This is a genomic window from Desulfatiglans parachlorophenolica, assembly GCF_055394735.1.
This window is the reverse complement of sequence record NZ_AP042460.1, coordinates 2,447,645-2,470,691: the sequence shown is the minus strand read 5'-3', so window position 1 is coordinate 2,470,691 and position 23,047 is coordinate 2,447,645. Positions and strand designations below refer to the sequence as shown.

General features: G+C 56.5%; 28 protein-coding genes and 2 pseudogenes. 21 read left to right on the top strand and 9 right to left on the bottom strand.

What is annotated here, in order from left to right; genetic code table 11:
- Positions 1 to 4: 4 nt before the first annotated feature.
- From ACZ500_RS11535 to ACZ500_RS11515, 5 genes are all read right to left on the bottom strand, one after another.
- Positions 5 to 847, bottom strand: coding sequence for a DNA-primase RepB domain-containing protein (locus ACZ500_RS11535; RefSeq protein ID WP_464232626.1), 843 nt, complete (start codon positions 845 to 847; stop codon positions 5 to 7).
- A 47-nt stretch (positions 848 to 894) separates the two neighbouring features.
- Entirely contained in the window at positions 895 to 1,539 is a 645-nt protein-coding gene (locus ACZ500_RS11530) for an ExeA family protein (protein WP_464232625.1), read from the bottom strand.
- Between the two features lie 6 nt (positions 1,540 to 1,545).
- Positions 1,546 to 1,704 (bottom strand): hypothetical protein, encoded by a 159-nt coding sequence (locus ACZ500_RS11525; RefSeq protein WP_464232624.1) that lies wholly within the window; start codon positions 1,702 to 1,704, stop codon positions 1,546 to 1,548.
- Positions 1,701 to 3,005, bottom strand: a complete 1,305-nt coding sequence (locus ACZ500_RS11520; RefSeq protein ID WP_464231342.1) for a DDE-type integrase/transposase/recombinase — start codon at positions 3,003 to 3,005, stop codon at positions 1,701 to 1,703. Before ACZ500_RS11520 ends, ACZ500_RS11525 begins: the two co-directional genes overlap by 4 nt.
- A gap of 685 nt (positions 3,006 to 3,690) precedes the next feature.
- Positions 3,691 to 3,936, bottom strand: coding sequence for a hypothetical protein (locus tag ACZ500_RS11515; RefSeq protein WP_464232623.1), 246 nt, complete (start codon positions 3,934 to 3,936; stop codon positions 3,691 to 3,693).
- 330 nt (positions 3,937 to 4,266) lie between these two features.
- Here ACZ500_RS11515 and ACZ500_RS11510 point away from each other — a divergent pair.
- From ACZ500_RS11510 to ACZ500_RS11475, 8 genes and pseudogenes are all read left to right on the top strand, one after another.
- Positions 4,267 to 5,840: pseudogene (locus tag ACZ500_RS11510) on the top strand (IS3 family transposase).
- 150 nt (positions 5,841 to 5,990) lie between these two features.
- The gene (locus ACZ500_RS11505) at positions 5,991 to 6,188 is read left to right on the top strand and encodes a type II toxin-antitoxin system VapB family antitoxin (protein ID WP_464232622.1); all 198 of its coding nucleotides are present in this window, start codon (positions 5,991 to 5,993) and stop codon (positions 6,186 to 6,188) included.
- Positions 6,172 to 6,297 (top strand): annotated as a pseudogene (locus tag ACZ500_RS11500) (type II toxin-antitoxin system VapC family toxin); the annotation flags it as partial. The gene ACZ500_RS11505 and the pseudogene ACZ500_RS11500, both read left to right, overlap by 17 nt.
- A 482-nt stretch (positions 6,298 to 6,779) precedes the next feature.
- Positions 6,780 to 8,168: an ATP-binding protein gene (locus ACZ500_RS11495; RefSeq protein ID WP_464232621.1), complete on the top strand. Its 1,389-nt coding sequence runs from the start codon at positions 6,780 to 6,782 to the stop codon at positions 8,166 to 8,168.
- A 169-nt stretch (positions 8,169 to 8,337) separates the two neighbouring features.
- The gene (locus ACZ500_RS11490) at positions 8,338 to 8,757 is read left to right on the top strand and encodes a DUF488 family protein (protein WP_464232620.1); all 420 of its coding nucleotides are present in this window, start codon (positions 8,338 to 8,340) and stop codon (positions 8,755 to 8,757) included.
- Between the two features lie 294 nt (positions 8,758 to 9,051).
- The gene (locus tag ACZ500_RS11485) at positions 9,052 to 9,309 is read left to right on the top strand and encodes a type II toxin-antitoxin system Phd/YefM family antitoxin (RefSeq protein ID WP_464232619.1); all 258 of its coding nucleotides are present in this window, start codon (positions 9,052 to 9,054) and stop codon (positions 9,307 to 9,309) included.
- Between the two features lie 29 nt (positions 9,310 to 9,338).
- Positions 9,339 to 9,722, top strand: a complete 384-nt coding sequence (locus ACZ500_RS11480; protein ID WP_464232618.1) for a type II toxin-antitoxin system VapC family toxin — start codon at positions 9,339 to 9,341, stop codon at positions 9,720 to 9,722.
- Between the two features lie 202 nt (positions 9,723 to 9,924).
- Positions 9,925 to 10,716 (top strand): hypothetical protein, encoded by a 792-nt coding sequence (locus tag ACZ500_RS11475; protein WP_464232617.1) that lies wholly within the window; start codon positions 9,925 to 9,927, stop codon positions 10,714 to 10,716.
- Positions 10,717 to 11,047: 331 nt separating this feature from the next.
- Here ACZ500_RS11475 and tnpC read toward each other — a convergent pair whose 3' ends face one another.
- From tnpC to ACZ500_RS11455, 4 genes are all read right to left on the bottom strand, one after another.
- The gene (gene tnpC, locus ACZ500_RS11470; protein WP_464232616.1) at positions 11,048 to 12,670 is read right to left on the bottom strand and encodes an IS66 family transposase; all 1,623 of its coding nucleotides are present in this window, start codon (positions 12,668 to 12,670) and stop codon (positions 11,048 to 11,050) included.
- Entirely contained in the window at positions 12,600 to 13,382 is a 783-nt protein-coding gene (locus tag ACZ500_RS11465) for a Druantia anti-phage system protein DruA (protein ID WP_464233037.1), read from the bottom strand. The genes tnpC and ACZ500_RS11465 overlap by 71 nt, the downstream gene beginning before the upstream one ends.
- Positions 13,383 to 13,484: 102 nt before the next feature.
- Positions 13,485 to 13,883 carry an IS66 family insertion sequence element accessory protein TnpB gene (tnpB, locus tag ACZ500_RS11460; protein ID WP_464232615.1) on the bottom strand — a complete coding sequence of 133 codons (399 nt, stop codon included), beginning with the start codon at positions 13,881 to 13,883 and terminating at the stop codon, positions 13,485 to 13,487.
- Positions 13,880 to 14,266: a hypothetical protein gene (locus ACZ500_RS11455; RefSeq protein ID WP_464232614.1), complete on the bottom strand. Its 387-nt coding sequence runs from the start codon at positions 14,264 to 14,266 to the stop codon at positions 13,880 to 13,882. Before ACZ500_RS11455 ends, tnpB begins: the two co-directional genes overlap by 4 nt.
- A 29-nt stretch (positions 14,267 to 14,295) precedes the next feature.
- Here ACZ500_RS11455 and ACZ500_RS11450 point away from each other — a divergent pair, with 29 nt between their 5' ends.
- The 13 genes from ACZ500_RS11450 (at position 14,296) to ACZ500_RS11390 (ending at position 22,911) form a co-directional block, all read left to right on the top strand.
- A complete protein-coding gene (locus tag ACZ500_RS11450; RefSeq protein ID WP_464232613.1) occupies positions 14,296 to 15,024 on the top strand; it encodes an IS66 family transposase in 729 nt (242 codons plus the stop codon).
- 885 nt (positions 15,025 to 15,909) lie between these two features.
- A complete protein-coding gene (locus tag ACZ500_RS11445; protein ID WP_464232612.1) occupies positions 15,910 to 16,413 on the top strand; it encodes a CFI-box-CTERM domain-containing protein in 504 nt (167 codons plus the stop codon).
- A gap of 253 nt (positions 16,414 to 16,666) precedes the next feature.
- Positions 16,667 to 16,930 (top strand): hypothetical protein, encoded by a 264-nt coding sequence (locus ACZ500_RS11440; protein WP_464232611.1) that lies wholly within the window; start codon positions 16,667 to 16,669, stop codon positions 16,928 to 16,930.
- Positions 16,927 to 17,319, top strand: coding sequence for a hypothetical protein (locus ACZ500_RS11435; RefSeq protein ID WP_464232610.1), 393 nt, complete (start codon positions 16,927 to 16,929; stop codon positions 17,317 to 17,319). The genes ACZ500_RS11440 and ACZ500_RS11435 overlap by 4 nt, the downstream gene beginning before the upstream one ends.
- Before the next feature lie 138 nt (positions 17,320 to 17,457).
- Positions 17,458 to 17,892, top strand: coding sequence for a hypothetical protein (locus tag ACZ500_RS11430; RefSeq protein ID WP_464232609.1), 435 nt, complete (start codon positions 17,458 to 17,460; stop codon positions 17,890 to 17,892).
- A gap of 143 nt (positions 17,893 to 18,035) precedes the next feature.
- Positions 18,036 to 18,503, top strand: coding sequence for a hypothetical protein (locus ACZ500_RS11425; protein ID WP_464232608.1), 468 nt, complete (start codon positions 18,036 to 18,038; stop codon positions 18,501 to 18,503).
- Between the two features lie 637 nt (positions 18,504 to 19,140).
- A complete protein-coding gene (locus tag ACZ500_RS11420) occupies positions 19,141 to 19,650 on the top strand; it encodes a hypothetical protein (protein WP_464232607.1) in 510 nt (169 codons plus the stop codon).
- Positions 19,651 to 19,671: 21 nt separating this feature from the next.
- Positions 19,672 to 20,580: a hypothetical protein gene (locus ACZ500_RS11415; RefSeq protein WP_464232606.1), complete on the top strand. Its 909-nt coding sequence runs from the start codon at positions 19,672 to 19,674 to the stop codon at positions 20,578 to 20,580.
- Positions 20,581 to 20,606: 26 nt separating this feature from the next.
- The gene (locus tag ACZ500_RS11410) at positions 20,607 to 20,996 is read left to right on the top strand and encodes a hypothetical protein (RefSeq protein ID WP_464232605.1); all 390 of its coding nucleotides are present in this window, start codon (positions 20,607 to 20,609) and stop codon (positions 20,994 to 20,996) included.
- Positions 20,996 to 21,352 carry a MotA/TolQ/ExbB proton channel family protein gene (locus ACZ500_RS11405; RefSeq protein WP_464232604.1) on the top strand — a complete coding sequence of 119 codons (357 nt, stop codon included), beginning with the start codon at positions 20,996 to 20,998 and terminating at the stop codon, positions 21,350 to 21,352. The genes ACZ500_RS11410 and ACZ500_RS11405 overlap by 1 nt, the downstream gene beginning before the upstream one ends.
- A 112-nt stretch (positions 21,353 to 21,464) precedes the next feature.
- Positions 21,465 to 21,890, top strand: coding sequence for an ExbD/TolR family protein (locus tag ACZ500_RS11400; RefSeq protein ID WP_464232603.1), 426 nt, complete (start codon positions 21,465 to 21,467; stop codon positions 21,888 to 21,890).
- Complete coding sequence (locus ACZ500_RS11395) at positions 21,887 to 22,558, top strand: hypothetical protein (protein WP_464232602.1); 672 nt, start codon at positions 21,887 to 21,889, stop codon at positions 22,556 to 22,558. The genes ACZ500_RS11400 and ACZ500_RS11395 overlap by 4 nt, the downstream gene beginning before the upstream one ends.
- Before the next feature lie 20 nt (positions 22,559 to 22,578).
- Positions 22,579 to 22,911 carry a lytic transglycosylase domain-containing protein gene (locus ACZ500_RS11390; RefSeq protein WP_464232601.1) on the top strand — a complete coding sequence of 111 codons (333 nt, stop codon included), beginning with the start codon at positions 22,579 to 22,581 and terminating at the stop codon, positions 22,909 to 22,911.
- The last annotated feature ends 136 nt before the right edge of the window (positions 22,912 to 23,047 follow it).

Here is a 23,047-nt window from a genome sequence, read left to right as displayed (position 1 = left end):
CTGATTATCCTGGACGATTGGTGGTGATTTTCGGGGTAAATTGGACAGACTTGTTTTGGATGATGGTCTTGGCCTTGGCGATGGTTCTATTGATATAGGCATTTTTTCTCCGTTCGCCCTGGTGATGATCCCAGGAGGTCCGTTGCTCGATGAGGAGGGAGCGGATGGCGTGTTCGGAGTACCCGCGTCTGAGGAGGGCGAGGACGTAGGCGAAGTCGGTTTCGGATTCGGTAGCGCGCAGATATCTGGAGCGAGATGGAGGGGAAGAAAGACACACCGCCCCCCCTGGGGGTGGAGGGGGAAAGGGTTGAGGGGAAGACGGAGTCATTGCCTGGAAGAGATGCTGCGGGATGATGGCCGAGGAGTTGTAGTCGACCCAGATGAGGCGAGAGAGTGGATATTGCCCGTCGGGGGTCCGATGGCAGGGTTTGCGGTTGCGGAAGCCGGGGCACCTGCCGAAACGGTTGTTGGGATCGGCGGCCGGATCGCTGTGAAGCATGTGGAGGAGGATGCGTTTATGGTGGAGATCCAAGGGGTGGGCAGAACGGATCCAGACCTGGAAGTTGTGAGGGGAGGTCTCGACGACCATGCGACCGGGCCTCCAGGTGTTGTCAGGTTGGCGATGGTGACGGCAAACCCTCTCCCAGGACAGATCATCGGCCAGGAGATAGCGGGATTGTTCAAGGGGTTGAAGGAGGATGTGGCAGCCTGAGGCGTTGAGGGCCTTGAGATAAGGGATATGGTCGGGATGGGGCTGGACGATCCAGCGTCCTTTTTCCGGATGGAGAGTCGCCAGGTGCCATTTTTGGCGAAAGAAGCGGTGGAGTTTTCTAAGCACAGCGTCCATGGGGGTGAAGAGGGGGGCTGGCCGATGACCAGCCCCGGCTTTGAGGATCAGAGGAGTTCGGTTGCGGCGACACGGACGTGTTCGGCGGCGACCTGCTGGATCTTTTCTGCGGCCGCAGCGATGAGGGCACCGCGGGCGAGATGGTTAGCCCGCCTGAGGATGCCGCCCGAGCCCTGGTGGATGGCGGTCAGGGCCTGCTCGGAGAAAAGGGGGCGGGTGATGCCGGTGATCTTGAGGTGGTACAGGAGATAGGTACCGAGGGTCTCCCGGTCGATCCCCTGGAGATGATAGCGGGCGATGATGCGGGAAGAGAGGGGAAGCGAGGTACGATAGGTCAGCAGATCGGCCAGGTGGTTCTGGCCGACGAGGATCATGGGCAAATAGGGTTTGGAGTCGGCTTCGAACTGAAGGAGAGTATGGACCTCGGCCAGGACCTCAAGGCGCAGGAGTGAAGCCTCGTCGATGACAAGCACCGGGGTCTGCTTGCGGCTGAGGACGAGATCGAGGACCTGCCTGCGGATGATGCGCAGGAGGGTGGCGCGGGAGGAGCCCTGCAAATCGCAGTCGAGGGCAGAGCAGAGCTGGCGATACAACTCGAGGATGGAGCCAGAAGTTGCCGTCACCCAGATGGGGCGATATTCGGAGGGGTGAAGACGGCTGATGGCCCAGCGCAGGGCCGTGGACTTGCGCACACCGACCTAACCGGTCACCAGTGCGACGGCGCCCAGGCGCAGGGTGTAATCGAAGCGCTCGGCGACGGCCACCACTTCGGCGGTCTGAAGGATCTGATCGAGCTCGAGTTCGGAGCCGAACGGTTCACGAGTAAAGCGGAAAAAGTTGAGATAATGGGGTTTCATCGGGGCTCCTTTGCGAGAGAAAAGGGTAACCGGCCGGATGGGACGGATTTTGGAGGAGCGCTGTCTATGACGAGGTCTTGAGAACGGGACCGGCGCACCCGGCAGTTGACGTGCAGATCCAGAGGGGTGAGGAACCCGTAGGAGAGGTTGTCCAGGTGCACTTCAACCCGGGTGGGATCATGGTCGTGGTAAAGGAGCGTGACCTGTTTTCCGATGAGGGGAACAGGCGCCTCATAGACCTTGCCATTCAGGGCGATGGTGCGGTCGTTGGCGACCTTTCGCCTTGCACGCTTACGGAAGAAGTCCTCGAGGTTTCTGGGGGCGGGGCGGATGCACTCCATTTTTTCGGCAAAGCGCTGGATGGGACTTTGACCCGTGGATCCGTGGGGACGTTGATGGTAGACGGAGTGGATCCACTCTTCGAGCTTTTCATTGAGGCCCCTGAGATCGAGGTTGGAGCTGAGTGTGGGGAGGAACTGTTTCTGCACGGTGAGGAACCAACGCTCTATTTTGCCCCGACCCTGGGGTTTGTAAGGCCGGGAGTGAACCAGCGCGATGCCGAGGCTGGCGGTGGTTTCCTGGAGGAGTTTGGAGCGGAAGGCGCTGCCGTTGTCGGTGTAGAGTTTGCGTGGCAGGCCGCGCTTGAGGAGCGCTGAGCGCAAGGCGTCGAGGTAGCATTCGAGGTTTTCGCTGAAGTAGAAGGCAGCGTGGGGGATCAGTCGGCTCATGTCGTCGAGGAAAGCGAAGAGGTACGTTTTCCGCCGCTTTTCCCCATCGAGGATCATGGGACCGTGCATGGCATCGGCCTGCCAAATGTCGTTGGGGGATTCGGCCTCGAACTTTCTCCGATCGACCGGTGCGGACTGATCGAGGTGCAAGAGGTTCTCCTTTTTAAGGAAGCGGTACAATGAAGAGTAGCTCGGCAGCTCGTCCGACCTCAAAAGCTTGCGGTTTTCAAGTTCCGAGAGAAGAACCATGAGGGTGCAGCGGGGCATCCGCCTGCGCAGCGTGACGATGACGGCGGCGGCCTCATCGTGGATGCTGCGGGGCATGCCCCGGTCGCTTCTGGATTGAGGGTAAAGGGCTTCGAGCCTCTGCCGGCCTTCCCGATACGCCTTGATCCAGGAAAGGATCGTGGTGCGGGCAAGCCGGGTACGCTCTGAGTGGGGGATCTGCCACTGTCGGGAACACTTCTCATTGAGCAACCGCTCTTTCTCTCCCCGGGTCAATTTTTGGCAGAAAAAGTCGCTGATCACCCCGAACCGGAAAACGGCAATGTCTTTTTGTTGCTGTTCGTCCATGTGTGGGACCTCCTTTGTGGTGGTTTTGCGTCTGGATACTCCACCTCCCGAGGGCTGGTAAAGGGCAGCCTTCGGTGGGGCCCCACAAAAGAACCACTTCTTTCACATTGGATGGAGCGGCTGACCGGGCAGATCCCCACGGCGTAAAGCAGATCGAATGCGTCCGGGAGCTGTCCGGACCACGACAGGCCAAGATGCAGTTTCGTCTGCTCGATCAAGCTGTTCAGCCAGTGGCGCTGGCGGGATGGCGAAAGACCCGGGAGCCAGCCGCGGCCAGACAAGCGGTTGGCAATACTCGATTGGATGGTTTCGATAGAAGATTGGAAACGAGAGAAGTATCCTTCGGGGCGGAGCCGGACCACACACCCGCAAGCCGGGCAGCGGTACCTCGGAATCTCGGCAGGTTCCCCGTACCCGTCAAAACAGGCGGTGGTATACCCATGCCCCCACAGCTTCCCTTCGCATTTGGGGCAGGATGGCGGCCTGGGCCAGAGATATTTTCGGCCCAGCCTGAAAAGGCTCTTGACGCATACCTCGACAAATACTATCAATAGAGTACGGGTTGTGAGTTTTACTCACATGTTTTTCGGGGTAAAGGGTGCTGCTACATCCTTTACCCCAATTGTTTTCTATGCCCGCTTTCGCCCTATTCCCAAAGCCAGAATAATTCGACATCCGACCCCCTCTAGTCAAGCGTTTGTGAAAAATACGGCCCCTTCCCGACAGCATATTCTGCCAACCAACACATGCCGACATAGCTGCGCACGACGTCGTCCAGTCCGATTCCGCTGACGCCTTTGGCAAGAGGAAATGCCTTCCGTGCTTTGCCTGGCAGGTCGCTGTAATAGTTGATGCCCAGTCCGATCAATGCAAGACCCGAGTGCGAGGTGTAGAAATCTTTTTTGGACCGCTCAAGGATAAATCGTTTCACGTTTCACCTCCCAAGTGATCTTTTGACAGGTGAAACCGTAGCACAGTTAGTGAATAAAATCAATATATTATATTGATCTGTGCGTTAATTTTATAAGTAATTCGCTCACGGATTCAGGGGATTGAAACCGCCCATCTGGCTATCTGGCGAAAAGCCCTCGAAGTCCGAATGGACATGACTTGGTCTCCCCCTGTGCCAGGATAGTTGTCACCTGAAGGGTGATGGAAAGATGGAGGCCCATGGAGGAGCCCCCCAGGGGGCTCCTCCATGGGTGAGAAATAATTTTCCCCATCGCCGAAGAAAACGTTATTGGGGGCGAAGGGGGTTGACATGCAGTATCCGGTAAGGTTCAAAGAGGCCATGGTAAAACGGATGGCTGGGGTCGATGCTATAAGCGCAAACGCATTGTCAGAGGAAAGCGGCGTTGCCCAGAGCACACTTTCACGCTGGTTGAGAAACGCGTCTGTCGCTGCGGGCAGCCACGGCCCGGAATCAAGACGAACCTTTTCGGAGATGATCGCCATGTCCCCAAAACGCCCCCAGGATTGGACGGCCGAGGAGAAACTGGCAGTTGTCCTGGAAGCTGCTTCCCTGCCAGACGAAGAACTCGGCGCTTTTTTGCGCGGGAAAGGCTTGCATGAAACCCATCTCAAGCAGTGGCGCTCCCAGATTCTTGGAGCGCTGCAGGAAGGCCATGGCCGGAAGCCGAAAAAGCAGAAGTTTCCTGAGTCAAAGCGCATCAAGGAACTCGAACGGGAACTGCTCCGCAAAGAAAAGGCGCTTGCCGAGGCCGCAGCGTTGCTGGTGCTGAAAAAAAAAGCCGAAGCGATCTGGGGGGACGAGGACGAAGGCACACCCGGGAAGAGCGGCAAATGACCCTGACGCTGATAGAGGAAGCGCTGAAGGCCGGCGCGCAGCTCAAGCCGGCAGCTCAGATGCTCGGTCTGAGCCACAGAACGATCCTGCGTTGGCGCGCTCAGGATGGCGGGGAGGATCAACGCAGAGGCCCTCATACCGTTCCCTCACAAGCCCTCAGTGAGGAGGAACGCCAGGAAGTGCTTGAAATTGCCAACAGCAAACCCTTTCGTGATTTGTCCCCAAAACAGATCATTCCCAAACTCGCCGACGCCGGTCTCTATGTGGCCTCTGAATCAAGTTTCTACAGGATACTGCGGGAAAACCGGATGCTCAGCCATCGGCATCGTGCAAAACCGCCTGTCTCAAGCCGCCCAAAGGAATATGTGGCCACAGGAGCCGACCAGGTATGGTCTTGGGACATCACCTATATACGCTCGACCGTGCGCGGTACGTTCTTCTTCCTGTACATGATCATCGACGTGTGGAGCCGAAAGATTATTGCCGCCACTGTGTTCGAAGAAGAATCCATGGAGCACAGTGCACAATTGTTCGTCGCTGCTTGTGCCAGTCATCATGTGGATCCTGAAGGACTGGTACTTCACTCCGACAATGGCAGTCCCATGAAAGGGTCCACCATGCTGGCTACGCTGCAAAAGCTGGGAGTGGTTCCTTCCTTCTCCAGGCCAAACATCAGCGATGACAACCCGTATTCCGAAGCCCTTTTCAGGACCATGAAGTATCGGCCTGAGTATCCATCCCAATCGTTTGCTACAATCCAGGAGGTGTAAAACTGGGTCGACGCTTTCGTAACCTGGTACAATACCGAGCATCTCCACAGCGCCATAAAGTTCGTTACCCCCGACGATCGTCATTATGGGCGGGAGCCGCAGATCCTGGCGAAAAGGCACGCTCTCTACCAGGCTGCACGCCACCGCCGTCCCAATCGATGGTCGGGGCTAACCCGTGATTGGCAACCGGTCCAAGTTGTACGACTCAACCCGCGCAAAAACGGTGAAGGTCAACATGAATTATTACTCGCCGCCTAAAGACGGCTCAGGTGACAACAACCTTGACACCCACCCCACTTGACGTTGGCTGACTTTGACGGAGTCCTGTTGTTCCAGTGAAAAGGAGGCGTTGCCATTCCCGAAGCAATGCGTACAATGGGCCTCGACCGTACACATAGGAGAAAGGATATGAGAACGAACGTGGTGATCGACGACGATTTGATGAAATCCGCCTTCAGAGTCGCTGACGCAAAGACGAAAATGGGGGTCATCGAGGAGGGGTTGCGGATACTGGTCCAGGTAAAGGGGTTGGAGGCCCTCAAGCCGTTTGGTGGGGAATTCTGGTGGAGCGGGAGTCTCGAAGAGATGAGTGAGAAAAACCATTGACGTTATGATCGGAACCTTCTGTATCCACTACCGGCTTCCGTTGTTGGACGACGACAGGGATTTTGACCCCATGCACAGGCTCCTGGGTCTGAAAGTGGTCATCTCTTAACCCGCAGCCCTTTTATCGCCTTTCATGTCAACCGCTCAGCTTGCCCTGTGAAATCGGTGGCCTCGCCGCGAGTGTCAAGGCTCAGAAGCCTCTCTCGCAGAATAGGAAAACACCCCCTGGCCCTGCTTCGCCTGGCCGCAGGCAAGGACAGACCGGCAGGCGGTACAACGGACCACCTTTACTGACGCAAGAGCGGCTTGATCGACACATTGCCCCCCACCACCATCGAACTTGCACTGACAGGCCTGCAGGGTTGCCCCATTGGTCGCCAATTGTCATTACGGCCGAATTGTCATGTGGGAGCGGCTTCCCCCGCTATACGGGATCTGCGACGAGCCGCGAAATATCGTGGGAAGATGCCACTTACACAGAATGTTAACTCCAGGTCTGCATCATAATGAGGATTGCTGCCTATTGGTCATTCCGCTTGCCAAAAAGGATAATCAGGATTATACTAATCACGATTATACTGGAGGTGGCCTATGCAATTTGTGGATAGAAAAGTGGAGCTGGCGGTCCTGGAAAGGGCCTATCACGATCCCGGATTCGCGTTTGTCCCCGTGTACGGCCGCAGGCGGGTGGGAAAGACGCGGCTGGTTCAGGAGTTCATCAGGGGAAAGGAGGCCATCTACTTTCTGGCCGACAGGATTGCCGAGACCGAACAGTTGAAAGGGCTTGGTCAGATGGTGGGCGACAATTTCGAGGACCCCATTTTGAAGGATGTCGGCTTCAGGGACTGGCAGCAGGTCTTTCGCTACCTGAAAGAAAAGACAGTGGGCAGGCTGGTGATCGTCGTGGATGAATTTCCCTACCTGGTCACTTCCAACAAGGCCGTCTCCTCCATCTTTCAGAAGGGAATCGATGAACATATGAAACAGGCCGACGTGTTTCTCGTCCTTATGGGGTCGAGCATCGGCATGATGGAAAAGGAGGTGCTCTTCTACAAGGCCCCCCTCTATGGCAGGCGGACCGGTTCCCTGGAGGTCAGGGAAATGCCCTTTCAAAGCCTCTATGAATTCTTCCCCGACAGACCTTTCGACGATTTGATGGCCATTTATACGGTCTTTGGCATGATCCCGGCATACCTGGAAAAGGTCAGCCCAGAGCGGGACATCCTTGAAAACATCCGACGTCTCGTCCTTGAAAAGGGCACCTTTTTCTCCAACGAGGTGGAATACGTGCTGATGGAGGAATTGCGGGAGCCCAAAAACTATTTTGCCCTGCTCAAGGCGGTCTCCCAGGGAAAGCGGAAGATCTCCGAAGTGATCAATGAAACCGGTTTTGAGAAGAGCCATGTCTCCCGATATGCAGACATTCTCAAGAGGCTGGGTTTCCTGAAAAAGGAAGTCCCCGTAACCGAAAAGAACCCTGAAAAAAGCAAGCAGGGCCGCTACAGCATCCAGGACAGATTCTTCGCCTTCTGGTTTAAGTATGTCTTCCCCCTCAAGAGCAGGCTTGAAATCGGGAAGGCCGACTATGTGGCCGACCTGATTCGTGCCTCGCTGGGACAGGAGATCTCCCTGGCTTATGAGGGGGCGTGCAAGGAGATCTGCCTCGGTCTGATGCAAGAGGACCGGATGCAGTTCACGGCCATCGGCCGTTGGTGGTCTAGAAATGAAGAGATCGATCTGGTCGCGCTGGACGAGGAGACCCGGACGGCCTATTTCGGCGAGTGCAAGTGGACCGGCAAAAAGGTGGGGATCAATGTGTACGAAGACCTCGTGAGGAAATCCCATCAGGTGGACTGGCACAGGGATGACCGCACCAACCGGTTCATGCTGTTCAGCAGGAGCGGTTTCACTGATGCCATGCTGGAACGAGGGAAAAAGGAGGATGTATTGCTGATTCACAAGGACAGTCTTCTTGCGTAAGCCAGGCTGCCGACCGGCAAGCGCCCTTATGGTACTCGGGTTGCTAAATGCTGAGAATGGAAAGGGTATGCGTAGGGTATGCGCCATCTTTGTCCAAACATGGCAGCGTGGAAAGCCTTTGTTGGCTGGGACGTTATGTGAATTGAACCCAATAAGGAGGACAGGTGCGATGAAGGTATTTACCATTGGATATGGAGGGCGAAACAGAGAGGATTTCCTTGGCATCATGCGGGCAAACGGAATCCGGACTATTGTGGATTGCAGGCTTAGGCCAGACCGGGCCAGCATGGGCATCTGGGTCAAGGCCAAGACGTCGGACAAGGGCATCGTCAAGTGGCTTTCCGAGGCCGGGATCGGGTATCGGTCCCTCGTCGAACTCGGGAATGTATTCCTGGATTTCGAGGACTGGCAGGACCGCTATGCAAGGATGCTCGAAGCATGTGGGGAGCTGCTGACCGGCCGTTTGACCGGGATCCCGGAGCCCTATTGTCTCCTGTGTGCCGAAAAACACGTGGCCGAGTGCCACCGGCAGCAGATCGCCGATTATTTGGTGCGCCGCAAGGGGGCAGAGGTGAGCCATCTGGAATAGGGAGCCCAAGCCCTTCGGTATTCAGCATTCATCACTCACACATGCGAAAATCCGCTTGATTAAGTAGGCAGCAGTTCTCATTTTGCGAGGAAAATCTTCCGGGAGTGGATTCCCCCGCTAAACGGGATCTGCTACAAACCGTCCCGCTCATGGGCGGGATGGCAAGGTGCCGCTCACACAGCATTTTGACTTCAGCGCCACTTCACAATGGCAATCGTGTATCAAATCGGGGGACTTGACACACCGCTCGCTGAAGAATAAACTTAAGATGAACTTTATTAACGGAGGATGATCATGCAACAGACTATCAGCGCAAAAGAGCTTCGGGCTACCCTGCCCAACATCGTTCAGAGGGTCAAGAGAGGGGAGCAGTTCACGGTCCTCTACAGAAGCCAGCCTGTTTTTCGCATCGTTCCGGTGGACGAGGAAGACCGCATCTCCTGCCCGCTCGATAAGGATCCCCTGTACCGATCGGGGGCGCTTGGAGTATCATCCGACGGGCTGACTGCCGCGGATCACGACAGGCTGCTCTACGGGTCCTGTGGACAATGAAACGCCTGTTCGTGGATACGGCCGGTTGGATGGCCATGGCAGACGCCAACGATCCACGTCACGCTTCTTCCCTTCAGGTCCGGGACCGATGGCTGGAGCAGGGCGGTATTCTGGTCACGTCCAATTATGTGATTGATGAGACGCTCACACTCATCCGCATTCGTCTGGGCATAGCTGCTGCCGAGAAATGGTGGGATCTAACATCCCAAAGTCCCAGGTGCGGCACCGAGTGGATTACACATGACAGGCAGGAAAAGGCCATCCGATGGTTCTTCAAGTGGCGGGACCAGTCGTTTTCTCTTACCGATTGCACCAGTTTTGTGGTTATGCGCGAACTGGGAACTGACACAGCCTTGACCGCAGACCAGCATTTCAGAACAGCCGGCTTTGTGGTCCTGCCATCGTCCTCATAACTCCATGGAGAAGAAATAATGTTTGAGGTGACTGGAGGCCAGGGTAGCCGTGATAAACAAGCTATCAGGTATCAAAAGCCCCATGAGTCCTGAGGATTTTGTGAGGGCAGTACTGAGGCTGAAGCCCCTGAGACTGGGTCATGACTGGTTCGAAGGGGAGTCTCCCTCGGTCATCTGCCTCGATCTCCTGCTCAATTAGCGGGTGGGGGCAGAACGGGCCCTGGCCGCGAACCTGGCGATCCACGACCATTTTCTGAGGCCGTTTGCCGCTGAGGATCGCCGCGTGACCGAGGTGTGCGGCTGGCCTTACGACGCCGCTATTTTGAGACCCTCGGCCAGATCTCTGGTCAACCTGGTCCATCGACTTCTCGGGGAAACAGACAGGCCCAGTCTCCTGGTAAAAGATCTCCCCAGCTCCGTCATTGGCGCCATCGCATCTCTGGAGCGCTATTACAACCGTACCAATCTGTTTTTTGATCTTCTCAGGGGAGGAGGCCTGGACCCGGAACTGATCGCATCATTGACCTATGAGCAGGCATGCCGGATCTCCGGCATCAAACTGCCCGAGCCCAACTTCCGATACCAACTGGCCTCTGTTGCCGAAATCCTGAGAATGCTCGATGGACCTAACCTAAACGAAAGGGACCTCAAGAAGCGGCTTCTTTCTCTCCCGCGCGTCGGCCAGGAGACCGCCATGGTGTTGATGGTGTATCTCTTCGGAAAAAGGGGGGTCATCGTGGATGAATACCTGGAGCGGATCCTTTTTCGACATGGCCTGTTGCCGCATGTGCCGGCCGCCAGGGCCCACTTAAGAGGCCTGCTGGAAAGCCATATCTACATGCCCGATGCGTCGAGGCGGTTTCACGCCCAGATAGACGACATCGGGGTCCTGTTCTGTTTCGCCAGAGAGCCCAATTGCGAAGGATGTCCCTTGGTGTTAGTGACCGCTCATATAACTCCATTATGTGATCGCCGTAATCGAGCCACTGCGTGATCGGCTTAATGAGGCCACTTGGTGATCGGCGTAATGGAGCCAGTCGATGATCGCGGTAAAGGAGCCAATGTGGAGGAATCGTTTTCTGCCTTAAGGAAAGAAAGGGTCTCGGAGCAAGAGTTCATCATAGGGTAGACTTCCGGGGAAAAATTTTCCGGGAGGGACTGCCATGGCAAACAGGAGGTTCGAGATGCATCATTACCGCCAGGTTATTTTGTGTCCTTTCGGCAGAGGTGCAGAGGTCAATAAATTTTCGGCATGTAAAATTTTTTAGCGTGCGAGGATGAAGCGGAGGCCGGGAGGCCCCAAGGGGCCCCCGGCCGGGATAGGGTTAGCGGTTTTGATCCTGGTAATGCCACGGCATGAAGGTGTGCGGGGAGGACTGCAGGGCTTTGGTATTCTTCTGGAGCCATGTGAGGTAGTCGAGCGGGTTGACGCCTGAAAGTTGACAGGTGTGGATGAGGCTCATGAAGAGATCCCCGACATAGGCGCCGCGTTGCGTTTTGTAGAAGAGGGAGTTTTTGCGGTGTAGGATGGCGAACTTCAGGGCCCTTTCACAGATATTGTTGTCCAGCGGGGCTCCAGGCACCTTGAGAAAACAGGTCAGTTCCTTCCAGTGTTTGAGGAGATAGGTGATCGCCTTCCCCAAGCCGGAGTTGGGCTCCACGGTCTTCTCCGCAAATTGCTGATGGCACCACGCCTCGAGAGCTGTCATGACGGGCTCAGTGTTGAGCCGATGGTAAGCCAGTCGATCCTCCGGGGACATCTTTTCGCTTTTGGCGATCGCCTCATGCATATAGACCGTTGCCAGCTCGTTGATCACATGAGCGCAGTCGTCCGGGAATCGCTCGACCAGCTCCACGAACTTCCTGCGGGCATGGGCGAGGCAGTTGGCCAGGATCGTCTGAAAGTCCTTGGATACGTTCCGGCTCAGGGCATCGCACATCTGAATCGGTGGCGGCAGCCCCGTTGCCCGGCGTTTCAACAGGTCGTGCAGGTTTTCCCCGGCATGCTGTCTGCCGGTCATGAACATGGCGACCTGATGGCCCTCGGATTCGGTGACCATCCCTGTGGTGAAGATCCCTTTGCGTTTGCTGTCCGGATCCTGCTCTTTGAGGAAAGCGAGCACCTTCGCGGATGTGTCATCATTGTGGAGCAGCGTGCCCTGCGCGGCGAATGAGACCATGGCATCCATGACCGGGGCCAGAGCTACGGCTGCGGTATCGAGGATACCCCACTGGGTGGAGGCGGGCAGAGGTTGGCCCAGATTCCTTTGAAGGGTCTCGATCCGGTTGAAGGGCATGCCGCAGCCATACTTCAGTATCGCCAGCATGGGCGTAGCGGAATCGTCGTATTTTTGCTCGGAGATCCCTTCGGGCAGCTCAGGGGTGAAGATATCTCCGCACAGAATGCAGCGTAAGCGGATTCGTTCATAAACGGTGGCTTTGAGAGGGGCTGTTCCAACGATATGAACAAAGACCGACGGCATGGCCAGCTCGTATAGTTTACCCTTCTCACAGCTTGGGCAGGGGTCCCCCGAGTTCAGAGTGGGTTGTTCGATGCGCACCCTGGCAGCGCCGGTGTACTGGCCTGCGCCGTTTTTCCCGTGCCCCCGGAGTTTTGGTTTGTCGCCTTTTTTCCGGACTGGTTCGGTTTTATCCTCGAGGATGTTTCGGGCTGTCTCGGTCGGGGCCCCTAGCAGGTACTTGCACAGCCGGCCGATGGAGGTTTCTTTCTCGGAAAGGACCTCCCGCAGGCGCGCCACTGTCTCGGCAAGCCCCAGGAGCATGTCGTAGTCCGAGTCGGTCAGGTTCCGTTCTTTGATACGGTCCTGGAGCGCCTCGAACTCGCCGGCGGATATCTTCAGCTTTTTGGCGTTTTTTTCATCGGCACAAGACCTTTCTGAACCGGCGCTCGAGCGGATAGAGCCAGATGGTCTTGACCGGTTTGTCACAGGCCTTTTTCCGGTCCCACTTGCCCCGCCCCTGCGTCTGCCCCACGCAGACCCAGTTGGCGGCCTTGTACGAGGCGCCGGTGAAACGTCGCTTTTCGACGAAGGTCTCAGTCAGGGAAGGCCGGTAATGGTAGCGCTCTTCCCACCGATCAGGGAGCAACCGCGCCGTGCGCGCAAGGATCTGTGAAGCAAGATTGAAAGATTTTACCCAGGGCAAAATGAGGAAGCGGCTGTTGTCGATCACCCGGTGCAGATTCTCTATACGCTGATCGTCGCTCCAGCCGATGAACTCGTCGCGCGGGGCGACACGCCAGGCGGCGGCCGAGAAACCCAGAAGCGCAACCAGATGCTGTCCGGCCCAGACCATAAAGCGCATCTGCGCCCCGCCCATGCGGGCATAGCCCAGGTAATGGTATCGGTCGATCAGCTCATTCCAAAGAGGGGATGATCTCCGGTCGACCGGCTCGATCGAAAGGCTTATGCGACCGGGGCCGATCTCGATCGGGGATTGGGGTTCTCCTGTCAGGGTGTGTTGGATCCGTTTGGACACGACGCGCCTTTTCCTTGGCGCTGGAAGCGGGATGACACCGGCCCGGTAAAGGCGCAGCAGGGCCACCCGGCAGCTCATGTCCTTCAATCCGCCGTCGGGCTTTCGCCATTCGGCCCATTCGCAGAACATGCGTGAGAGCTGTGCACGGTTCAATCCCGGCACGCTGGTAACTTGACGGCGGATCCAATCCAGATCGGTTGGCGTGAAGTCTCGACCACAAATGAGCAACCTCTGTAATCCTCCTCTTGGTAAAGGTTGCCCTGCTTATAGCAAAGAAGGTTTTTTGTGGCCAGCATTTTTTTGAGGGATGGGTCGATTTTTTTCTATCCGCCGGAAATCCTCCGGGATTTTTTTGAACGGATCGGCGTTCCACAAAAGCTGTTGGAGTTGAGCAGCCGCCAGATCGCGGATGGCGCCCGGGCCGAACTTCCACAAGAAATGACCCCGAGACAAGCGTTTATGGCACAACCAAAATCCCTGGCCATCATAGACCAGGATGCGCAGGGCCTGACGGGACTTGTTGGTAAAGATGAAAAGAGCGCCGCTAAATGGATCCACGGCCAGCTTCTGCCGGCATACTGCCACCAACCCGTCAATGCCTTTGCGGAAATCCACCGGGTCCACTGCCAGCAGGATCCGCATGTGGGCAGTGATCTGGATCAAGAGAGAAACTGCCCGAGAATGCTTTCAGGATCGGGCGGTTGACCGGTTCCCGAGAGCTTCAGCCTGCTGCCATCCGCGCGTTCGCACTCGACGACCCATTGGCCGAAGAGGCAGGTGGTGTCCAGCTGGATCAGCTCCGGAGTGGCATGATTAGAGGAGAGACGCTTCTTGAGCTCTGTGAAGGAAAGCCTCAGTCTGCGGCATACCTCGGAAACAGAATGCCCTCTGCATTGCTGTACCGCAGCCTCCCACAACTCCTGCGGGATCAGGGCACGCTTCTTGCCGCGCTGCCGGCGCCACTCGGCAAACCGGCGTTCGACCTCGACGAGGTCGGGCTGGGAGTGGCTGCTGTATGGGATAGGATTCCTCGAAGTGGTTTCCATCGCCATCCTCCTTATAGAATCCAAATGGGATGGCGCTACATTATAACATCCCGGCCCCGCGTGTTAAGCACGCCTGCCGGAAGGACACAAACCTGCACGATCTGTTGAAACGCCGGGCAACGGGGCTCCTCCCACCGATTCAGATGTGCGATGCCCTGAGCCGGAATGTATCCAAGGACTTTCAGACGATCCTGGCCAACTGCCTCGCCCATGCCCGCAGGAAGTTCGTGGAACTGGTCGATCGATTCCCGGACGACTGCGCTCATGTGAGCAACGAGCTGGCAACGGTCTATAAGTATGAGGCGATCGCCAGAGCCGAAAAAACGTCCCCGGAGGATCGACTGGCTTACCATCGGCTCAACACTGAGGCCGTCATGACAGCTCTCGAGGCGTGGTGCCATCAGCAATTTGCGGAGATGACCGTGGAGCCCAAATCCGGCTTGGGGAAGGCGATCACCTACCTCCTCAAACACTGGAAGGAACTGACCTGTTTTCTCAAGGTGCCTGGAGCCCCGCTGGACAACAATATCTGTGAAAGGGCCCTGAAGTTCGCCATCCTAAACCGGAAAAACTCCCTCTTCTACAAGACGCAAGGTGGCGCCTATGTCGGGGATCTCTTCATGAGCCTCATCCACACCTGTCAACTTTCAGGCGTCAACCCGCTCGACTACCTCATATGGCTCCTGAAGAACACCAAAGCCCTCCAGTCCTCCCCGCACACCTTCATGCCGTGGCATTACCAGGATCAAAACCGCTAACCCTATGCCGGCCGGGGGCCCCTTGGGGCCTCCCGGCCTCCGATTCATCCTCGCAAGCTAAAAAAATTTTACATGCCGAAAATTTATTGATCTCTGCACGCCTGCCGAAAGGGCACAACCCACCGTCACCCACCAGTGCTGAGGTCGCATAGCAAAACCATGACCTGAGGAGCCGGATGCGTCAGTCGCGCATGTCCGGATCTGTGGGAATCCCGGGTCGAAAACGGCTCGGGATCACTTGGCCGCCTTTCAAGTATTGAAACGACCCCTTCAGACGGCGCGTCAGCCCGCCCAGAAGTCTTTTCGGTACTGCACTTGCTATTGGAATATGTGAACAGCCTGGTTGCAAATGTCTCGTATGACCAACCTGGTTGGAGCTGTCGTTACTCCGGTTGCTATGAGAAAAGCAGGCGATTTCAAGCCGTTTTCCTGCTTTTGATCGCAGGAACCGGATGGGTACCCGTGGCCAACCCTTTTGCACAGGAGACGGTTATGGAATGTTAAGTTAATGATTCATGGCTGCTCCGGCGGACAAGGACCGTCCGGGCTGGGGGGGCCTGGGAACAGAACCCCCAACTGATGTCCATTGCTTATTTTGCACTCCAATATTTTCGGTTCATGCCGGGCTCGGTCCGGCATCCAGAATGGACAGGGCGTTAAAAAAAGACTGGATTCCGGCTTTCGCCGGAATGACGGAGCGGCGGACTCGATTTCTGGCGCAATTTATCCCAGACATATTGTCGGGACAGGGATGAAGACAAATCAAACACTCGCTTAACAAATAGAGCGATTCTTAACGGGGGCCGTTTATTCGTCAGGAATGAACGGCCTTTTTGTCGCCAACCGGCCGGGATGAGACCGGCCTTCCAAGAAGGAGATCATGCCATGGGAAAGAAGAAGGTCAGATACGTGAAGACAGAGGCGGTGGCCCCTGAACCATTCAACACCTTGGTGCCGGGACCGCGTTACAAGACCACGGTGACGTACACGGACAAATCGAAATCCAAGGGGTACGGCATGTCCAGGACCGAATCCAAGAAGAAGGCCTTGAAAAAGGGAAGCGGCGGCGGGTGCTTTCTGACATCCGCCTGCGTCCGGGCCATGGGGCTGGGGGACCGCTGCGACGAGTTGGAGACCCTGAGGGCCTTCAGGGACGGATACCTGATGGATCTACCGGAAGGGAAAGACCTTGTTCAGGAATACTACGCGATCGCTCCTGAGATTGCAAGGCGGATGGATGCGTCTCGCGGATCGGATCAAGCATATTTGGAGCTGTATGAAAGTCTGGTTGTACCGTCGGTGCGGCTCGTCAAGGAAGGGAAGCCGGACCAGGCCCTGGAGCACTACCGGGCTGTGGTGGAGAGGCTCAGGGGGCACTATCTCAAGTGATTGTGCGGCTGAAGCCGCACCTACACCCGTGACAATAGGAACGCCAGTGCAGATCTATCAGCCTCAAAAGACCCCGTGTGAGCGGCGTCCTCGCAGCGACCATCGAGGCTGGAAGCCTCTCTTACAGCAGGAGGATGGAGGCTCAGAAGCCCATCTCACAATAAAGAGGTGGGCGTAGTCGGTAAGTCAGTTGCTATTGGTTTTCATGAGAATGCTGGCTGCAAGTCAACTCAAACCCAGAAGGAGGCATATCATGGCGAAGAACACGGCGACGTATGACGGCTACGAGTTTGACCTGAATCAGTTCCCCTTTAACGGGCCGGTCACCGGCGGGGACATCAAGGACGAGATCGGCAAAAAGATCGGGCAGTCGCCTGAAGGGGCCGTGGCCAAGGTGAGCCCGGACGGCCGATATGAAGTCATCGGTGCCGATGAACCCGTGCAGGTCAAAGACGGCGACCGCTTTGGCCTACTGCCCACTTTTGAGACCGCAGGACAAGGAGGAGCCCGCAGATGATCGACATCCGACGTATGAACGCAGAGATCCGAATACTTCAGGAGCGTTTTGGGCTTGAGGGGGTGTTTTGGGATCCCGAGTATAGATGGGTGCTTGTCAATCACTTCCCTCTCCCAAAAGGCTTCAGCCAGACGACCACACAAATCGGGACCATCATACCCGACTCGTATGGTTACGGGGCACGGCCGGGGTATGTCTTCATGCCTGGGGATCTGAAGGCATGGAATTCTTCTAACGGCCAGTTGCAGGAAGTACCATGTGGCTTAGCCATTTCCCGTATCTTGAAGCCGACAAACAAAACACGGATATCGCCTGGCGATTTTTCAGCATTAGCGTACCAGGTATTGACCGACGTGAACAAGACCTTTGCGGATACCTGGAGCCCGTGAGCGGATTTCTGGCAGACCGCTTCAGGGACCATGAAAGGCCTCTCGCGTAACGCGGCACAGGATCTGTGAAACATAGGGTCTTGTTCATAACGAACCTGCCAGAAAATTTATGAATTAGACCAAACAGGGGGGAGTGCAATGAATGAGATAGCATTTGCAGGATTTTATGATCTTGCCTATGGAGGAATGGTTCTTTTCGCGGCTCTCTTGGTCGTTTTCTCTCCTCCAAGGCTGAGAGACATGATTCCCCAGAGAATCGTGAAGTTTCTGAAAGCGGTGGGACTTGGGTTGTTCGGCATCGTATTCGGTGTGGCGATTTCACAGTTACCCTATTGGGTTCTAGTATGCTTTGGCGTAGCAGTTCTATCGCGTCTTCTCATTAATAGCCGACTTGAAAGGGCAGTCGCTTCAGGGAAAATTTCCGCTGAAATACCCGTTCACAGATTTCTTAAACGGATTATCACTGAAAAGCCGGGGAGAAGATCTAACGATCCCTCCGTTACCGAATTGGAAACGAGTCGTCAACCCAATGGATCCTCCCAAATACCCGGACGGGATCCGGCACGAGGATAACCATGTTGTTACATGCTTTGAGTCACTCCTTGCCGGCAACGGGAGCCATCGCAGGTCCGTGATGAACCGGTACAGTTGACGAAGGGTGATCATCTCGAAATATACCCAACCTTTGAGACCGCAGGAGAAGGAGGAGGCCGCAGATGATCGACATCCGACGCATGAATGCAGAGATCCGAATGCTCCAGGACCGGCTGGGCCGAGACCGGATTGTATGGCCCCGGGACTACAAGTGGGTATTCATCAACGGATTCCGGTTGCCGCCCGGGTTTAAGAAGGATGTCACCAACGTGGTCGTCCTGATACCGGACCAGTATGGCAACGGCGCGGCCCTGCGGGATGCCTTCCTGGATCCGGATCTCAAGGCCTATAACCGAAACACGGGTAGATACGAGGCTATGCCTCACTATTTTAAGGAGTATCCTTACGCCAAGCTGGATCTGGGCAGCAAGGCGGAATGGGCCCGCAAGAGATGGCAGTATATCTGTATTCATATGGAAAAAGCCAAGTCCAAGGGGGCAGGAATTTTGACTTATCTGGACAGCTTGCATACCTTTCTGAAGGATCCCTTCAGAGACTGGACGGGGACATTCAATTCTTACAACCGATGACATATCCGGGATGTGGGAATGCGTTGCAGGGACGTGTTGGGACAGCGGCTGTTCTCCACTGCGGACAGGAATTTCCTTTAGCAGTGGGAGCGGGATCTTGCCGCGGCAATGGTCGAGGCTGGAAACCTCTCTCACAGGAGGGGCCCTCCATTGGGCTGCCCTCGCGATTTTAGGGATGTTTGTATGTGTACGCAGAGGGGCGCAAACAAAAATGAAAATATACCCATCAATGCAGCGGGAGGCTAATACGCGATCCGCTATGCCGACGACCCGAGGGAAAAGGATCAAGCTTTGGATGCCCAGGCCGGAGCGGCCCATCCCGGGACACGGGGTCATCAAGAATGCCAAGGCATACGACCGATAGCGAAAAAAAGGGTGCATGAGCTGTTTCGGCATGGAGGCATAACTGAAAGAATAGGTCGTCATTCCAGGCTTGACCCGAAATCTAGAAACCATTGTGTGACTTCAGTGGAAACGCTCTCTGGACCCCGGACCAAGATCTTTGCCGGGGTGACGCTTATTGGTTTGGACCCCGACCCCGTAGTTTGGCCACGGTGCGGTTCCGGTTGGTTTTGCAGAAGGTAAAAGGGTGGGTCGGCACCCTACTTGCCAAAGGGGATCCAAAAAGGAGGTTGCCATGAACATATCATCGAGATCCCGTTCTGAGAGGCTCCAATCCCTTCTGCTGGCTGCTGTGTTGGCGGTTGTCTCCTTCGCGCCCATGGCCTGCGCCAAAAAGCCGGTCATCGCAGAGCCGCCGCCTTCGGCAACTCCGGAGGCGGTCAGTTTCCGGTTCCCGCAGCCTCTGGCGGTTGCGACGCCGGCCGGAGACCCCACGACCGCCCAAGAGCATATCCAGTGCGGACTCTTCTATTTTGAGCACTGCCGCTACGAAGAGGCAGCCGGGGAGTTTTCATCGGCGAGGTCACGCATTAGAGACCCCCGGAATGCGTTGAGCAGGGACTGCCTTGTATCAGAGGCGGTCTGTTATCTCCTGGCGGACAACAAGCCGGCGTTTATGGGGGCGGTCAACGCCCTCAGGGCCACCTACACCCATTACGAACTTATGGCCATCGAGCATCAAAACCTTCGTCTGAAGGCCCTGACCGAAATCTGTAACGCATTCGGACAGATTGGATACAAGTAATCTCGGAAGGAGGGACAAGACATGAAAAAGAGCGCTATTCTTGCCATCCTCGTTGTGTGGCTGAACGTTGCGGCACCTGGGGCTTACGCCAAGACCGTCACCGAGGGGACCCTCGACATCCAGAATCTGACCACCCAGATCACCGGGGACCTTCAGGAATACGCCCGGACCAAGGACATCCTCCTCGATAACATCAAATCCGTGCAGGCGGGTTTGGGAGAACTGAAGGAGAACTACCACCGCGCAGGCACCGAAAATGAGAAGCTCCGCATCCGTGCAGCGACTCTCAAGGAGACCAGCGATCTCCTCGATTTCTACGGCCAGTTCTATGAACTCAATATTCAGACTGTCCAGAGGATTCTGCCCAGGCTCGAGACCATGCGGAAGGCGGCCCACAAGGGATCACTGGGCAAGGCGGCCCGCCAGCTTCAGGACCCGGTATTCAGGGAGAACATGACCAATCTCTACGGAAACCTCTCTGCCTTTGCTATGGCCTTCGGCGACAATAAGTCCAAAAAAGAGGTGGCCTCGCTTCTGAAGGACTTTGAGGGACTCTACGCCCAGGGCAAGTCCGGGGCCGATATCTTCAACAATATCATTCAGAATATCGACAAGGTCTCTGACTTCCTCCGCTCCCTTTACGCCGCCACCAAACTCAGGGCCAACATCCTGCAGACCAAGAAGTACCAGGCGGAATTGGCCGTAGAACTCATGGAATACACCCTGGCCCTGAAGCCGCTCAAGGCAGCGATGGGAGAGATGAATCCCGAAGGGGTGATGGAGGTGCCGGAGATCGATATGGCCGAATTTGTGAACCCGATCATCGAAGACAGCGACAGCCCGCAAGGCCCGTTCATGGCTGTCGGACATGACCCGGAGATCGACCGGATCCTCGAGGGGTACCAGAACGGACCGGGTTTTCTGAAATAACACAGACACAAAAGGGAGGAAAGACTATGAAGGCATCACTCTATTGCCTGTTGACGGGACTGCCGCTTTTCATCGCCGCACTGTGCGCAAGCCCGGCCCCGGCGGGGGACGAGAAGCTCTTTCTTCCCGAGATGGAGCGGGCTGTGGACAGGGCTATCGCCGCCTGGCAGCAGGAGGATGGAAAGGCCCTCAAGGCTGCCCTGGAAAAGCTGACGCTACAGGAAACTTACCTCCTGGCGGTTGGGGCCTCCACCAAAGACCGGTCCTACCTGGCCAATCTGCCCAAGGCCCTCAACCGAAACCCCAATGCGGTGGCGGCGTATCTCTTGTTGATCCGACAGGAGCGCCAGGGGAATCCGCTCCTGCCGAGACAGGTGTTTGAAGGGAGATACTACAAGTTCGAGGAGATCCCCTAATGAGCGCCCTCGCGTTTGCCTACGGGTATGTCGGGCCGGCACTCTTCTTGCTTCTCCCCATCTCCATGACCGCCTGCTTCCTGACGCTTTACGTGTTCTGCTGTGTGGGAACCCAACGCCAGGTGAGTGACTGGGCCGAGGTGGTGCTGGCCCATCTGAAAGAAACAGCCACACTCGTGGGACTCCTCGGGTCGGTCTATGCCCTGACCAGTTCGTTCAAGGCCAATGGGGCCTCGGTGGAAGAGATCCGGAGCAATATGTTTTTGATCCTCTCCACCGGATTCTGGAGCACCATTGTGGGGGTCCTGGTCTCCCTGGAGGCCTCTCTGGGCCTGTTGGCCCTCAAACGGACCTAGAGGGCGGGCACGGTATCGCGTTTCCGGATACCGGCCTGCGCCGGTATAACGCGCATTTTGGGCACAATTGAGCAACGCTTTGAAGGTTACCGCAGCAATCGAGGGAGAGATCATGGCTTACAGTGTTCCGGCATCCAAGATCGTCTTCACGGATTTCATGATCCTGCTGGTGTCCGTGCTGATGGGGCTGAATTCGGTCATGTCCTTTGAGGAGCAAGAGGGGCGGCTGCCTGCCGTGACCCTGCCCAAGGTCGGTCAGACGAATACGCCGGGAGGGATCACACAGGTTAGACAGCCCACGGTGACCGTCAGACCTGAAAAAGGGGGCCTGGCCTATTTCTACCATGACACGCCGGTCACGCTGGAGGAACTCGGAGACCGTCTCCGACAGGCCAATGCAACCGGCGTAATGCTTCGGGGGGACCGGGAGACGCCGTTTCAGTGGGAGGGCTTTTGCAACCTGACCGCTCTGCTTCGCGACGCAGGGGTCAAAGAGATCCACTATGCGGTTATGCCGAAAGGGAGGGAGAACCCATGATCAAAAACACCATCATTTTGGTGCTGATACTGGCCCTGGCAGGAATGATGTGGCGAGCCGTTCCAGACGACCAGAAGGGAAGCATAGCCAACATAGAGGCCCTCAGCCAACAGGCCCAGGAGGTCAAGGCAAAGGTGGAGGATTTCTGGCCCCCGAAATCTCAGGAAAGGGTGTCGCCCGAAACCATGACCAACACGGCCCCCCCATCTGCCGTGAGCCAAGACGAAGGGACAGAGACCGTGCCCCCATCCGCAAGCCTACAGGAATCAAAGCCGGTACAGACAGTGCCGGAGAACGAGGAGCACAGGGAGGCAGGCCCCCTATCCGCGGCTACGTCGCAATTAACCCCGCCAGATGTGGCCTCAGAGGAAGGCGATGAGAAAGAGGACAAAGGTGAAGCCCGAGCGGTTGTGGCGCCCGAACCGCCCATTTCTACAATCCAACGCCCGACAGAAAGAGAGCCGCTGGCCAAAGGCACGGGGAAAGAGGACCTCAGTCAGGGGGAATTGAGCGAGATCCTGTCCCTGCTCAAGCGTGCCAAGGAAAAACTGAGAAACCGCTTCTTTTCCGTTCAGCCCGCGCCACCGGCCCGGTCTGTCCCATCGGATTGGAACGACACCACCCCCATCAAAAAAAAATTCGACGATGGGCCGAACGAGCAGGGATAGACACGGGTCTGGCCCTGGCCATGGCGCACGTGGAATCGGGGTTTAATCCCGATGCTGTGTCCCCCAAAGGGGCATGCGGGGTCATGCAGGTCATGCCGGGGACCGCGGCCAAATACGGCGTTTCCAGAAGAGAGCTCTTTGACCCGGATACCAATATCCGCGTGGGGCTCACGTATATGGCCGAGATGCTCGACCTGTTTCAGGACCGGGACCTGGCACTGGCGGCTTACAACTGTGGACCCGGGCGAGTGATCGACGCCGGGCGCCGGATTCCGCCTATCCCGGAAACCCTTCAATATGTGCGTAAGGTGAATCATGCCCTCAAACACTACCGGAACGCCTCCAGGGGATAATCCGATGCTGCTTCCGCAAAGGACCTCGTCGCGTCGCCCGTCGGGCGTCAGGCAGGCCCCGAAAAGGCTCATGGTCGTTATTCTGGGTGTCGTCAGCCTGTTTTTCCATTTTGCCGTGCTTCAAGGGATTTATTGG

What these genes read in the sequence shown, in the direction of transcription:
- ACZ500_RS11455 (WP_464232614.1), bottom strand. Translation starts at nt 14,266, where the DNA reads ATGGAAACCACTTCGAGGAATCCTATCCCATACAGCAGCCACTCCCAG.
- ACZ500_RS11535 (WP_464232626.1), bottom strand. Translation starts at nt 847, where the DNA reads ATGGACGCTGTGCTTAGAAAACTCCACCGCTTCTTTCGCCAAAAATGG.
- ACZ500_RS11440 (WP_464232611.1), top strand. Translation starts at nt 16,667, where the DNA reads ATGGCGAAGAACACGGCGACGTATGACGGCTACGAGTTTGACCTGAAT.
- ACZ500_RS11450 (WP_464232613.1), top strand. Translation starts at nt 14,296, where the DNA reads ATGGCGCTACATTATAACATCCCGGCCCCGCGTGTTAAGCACGCCTGC.
- ACZ500_RS11425 (WP_464232608.1), top strand. Translation starts at nt 18,036, where the DNA reads ATGATCGACATCCGACGCATGAATGCAGAGATCCGAATGCTCCAGGAC.
- ACZ500_RS11405 (WP_464232604.1), top strand. Translation starts at nt 20,996, where the DNA reads ATGAGCGCCCTCGCGTTTGCCTACGGGTATGTCGGGCCGGCACTCTTC.
- ACZ500_RS11480 (WP_464232618.1), top strand. Translation starts at nt 9,339, where the DNA reads ATGGCCATGGCAGACGCCAACGATCCACGTCACGCTTCTTCCCTTCAG.
- ACZ500_RS11420 (WP_464232607.1), top strand. Translation starts at nt 19,141, where the DNA reads ATGAACATATCATCGAGATCCCGTTCTGAGAGGCTCCAATCCCTTCTG.
- ACZ500_RS11485 (WP_464232619.1), top strand. Translation starts at nt 9,052, where the DNA reads ATGCAACAGACTATCAGCGCAAAAGAGCTTCGGGCTACCCTGCCCAAC.
- ACZ500_RS11410 (WP_464232605.1), top strand. Translation starts at nt 20,607, where the DNA reads ATGAAGGCATCACTCTATTGCCTGTTGACGGGACTGCCGCTTTTCATC.
- ACZ500_RS11520 (WP_464231342.1), bottom strand. Translation starts at nt 3,005, where the DNA reads ATGGACGAACAGCAACAAAAAGACATTGCCGTTTTCCGGTTCGGGGTG.
- ACZ500_RS11395 (WP_464232602.1), top strand. Translation starts at nt 21,887, where the DNA reads ATGATCAAAAACACCATCATTTTGGTGCTGATACTGGCCCTGGCAGGA.
- ACZ500_RS11390 (WP_464232601.1), top strand. Translation starts at nt 22,579, where the DNA reads ATGGCGCACGTGGAATCGGGGTTTAATCCCGATGCTGTGTCCCCCAAA.
- ACZ500_RS11525 (WP_464232624.1), bottom strand. Translation starts at nt 1,704, where the DNA reads ATGAAACCCCATTATCTCAACTTTTTCCGCTTTACTCGTGAACCGTTC.
- ACZ500_RS11435 (WP_464232610.1), top strand. Translation starts at nt 16,927, where the DNA reads ATGATCGACATCCGACGTATGAACGCAGAGATCCGAATACTTCAGGAG.
- ACZ500_RS11445 (WP_464232612.1), top strand. Translation starts at nt 15,910, where the DNA reads ATGGGAAAGAAGAAGGTCAGATACGTGAAGACAGAGGCGGTGGCCCCT.
- ACZ500_RS11490 (WP_464232620.1), top strand. Translation starts at nt 8,338, where the DNA reads ATGAAGGTATTTACCATTGGATATGGAGGGCGAAACAGAGAGGATTTC.
- ACZ500_RS11495 (WP_464232621.1), top strand. Translation starts at nt 6,780, where the DNA reads ATGCAATTTGTGGATAGAAAAGTGGAGCTGGCGGTCCTGGAAAGGGCC.
- ACZ500_RS11400 (WP_464232603.1), top strand. Translation starts at nt 21,465, where the DNA reads ATGGCTTACAGTGTTCCGGCATCCAAGATCGTCTTCACGGATTTCATG.
- ACZ500_RS11415 (WP_464232606.1), top strand. Translation starts at nt 19,672, where the DNA reads ATGAAAAAGAGCGCTATTCTTGCCATCCTCGTTGTGTGGCTGAACGTT.
- ACZ500_RS11505 (WP_464232622.1), top strand. Translation starts at nt 5,991, where the DNA reads ATGAGAACGAACGTGGTGATCGACGACGATTTGATGAAATCCGCCTTC.
- ACZ500_RS11430 (WP_464232609.1), top strand. Translation starts at nt 17,458, where the DNA reads ATGAATGAGATAGCATTTGCAGGATTTTATGATCTTGCCTATGGAGGA.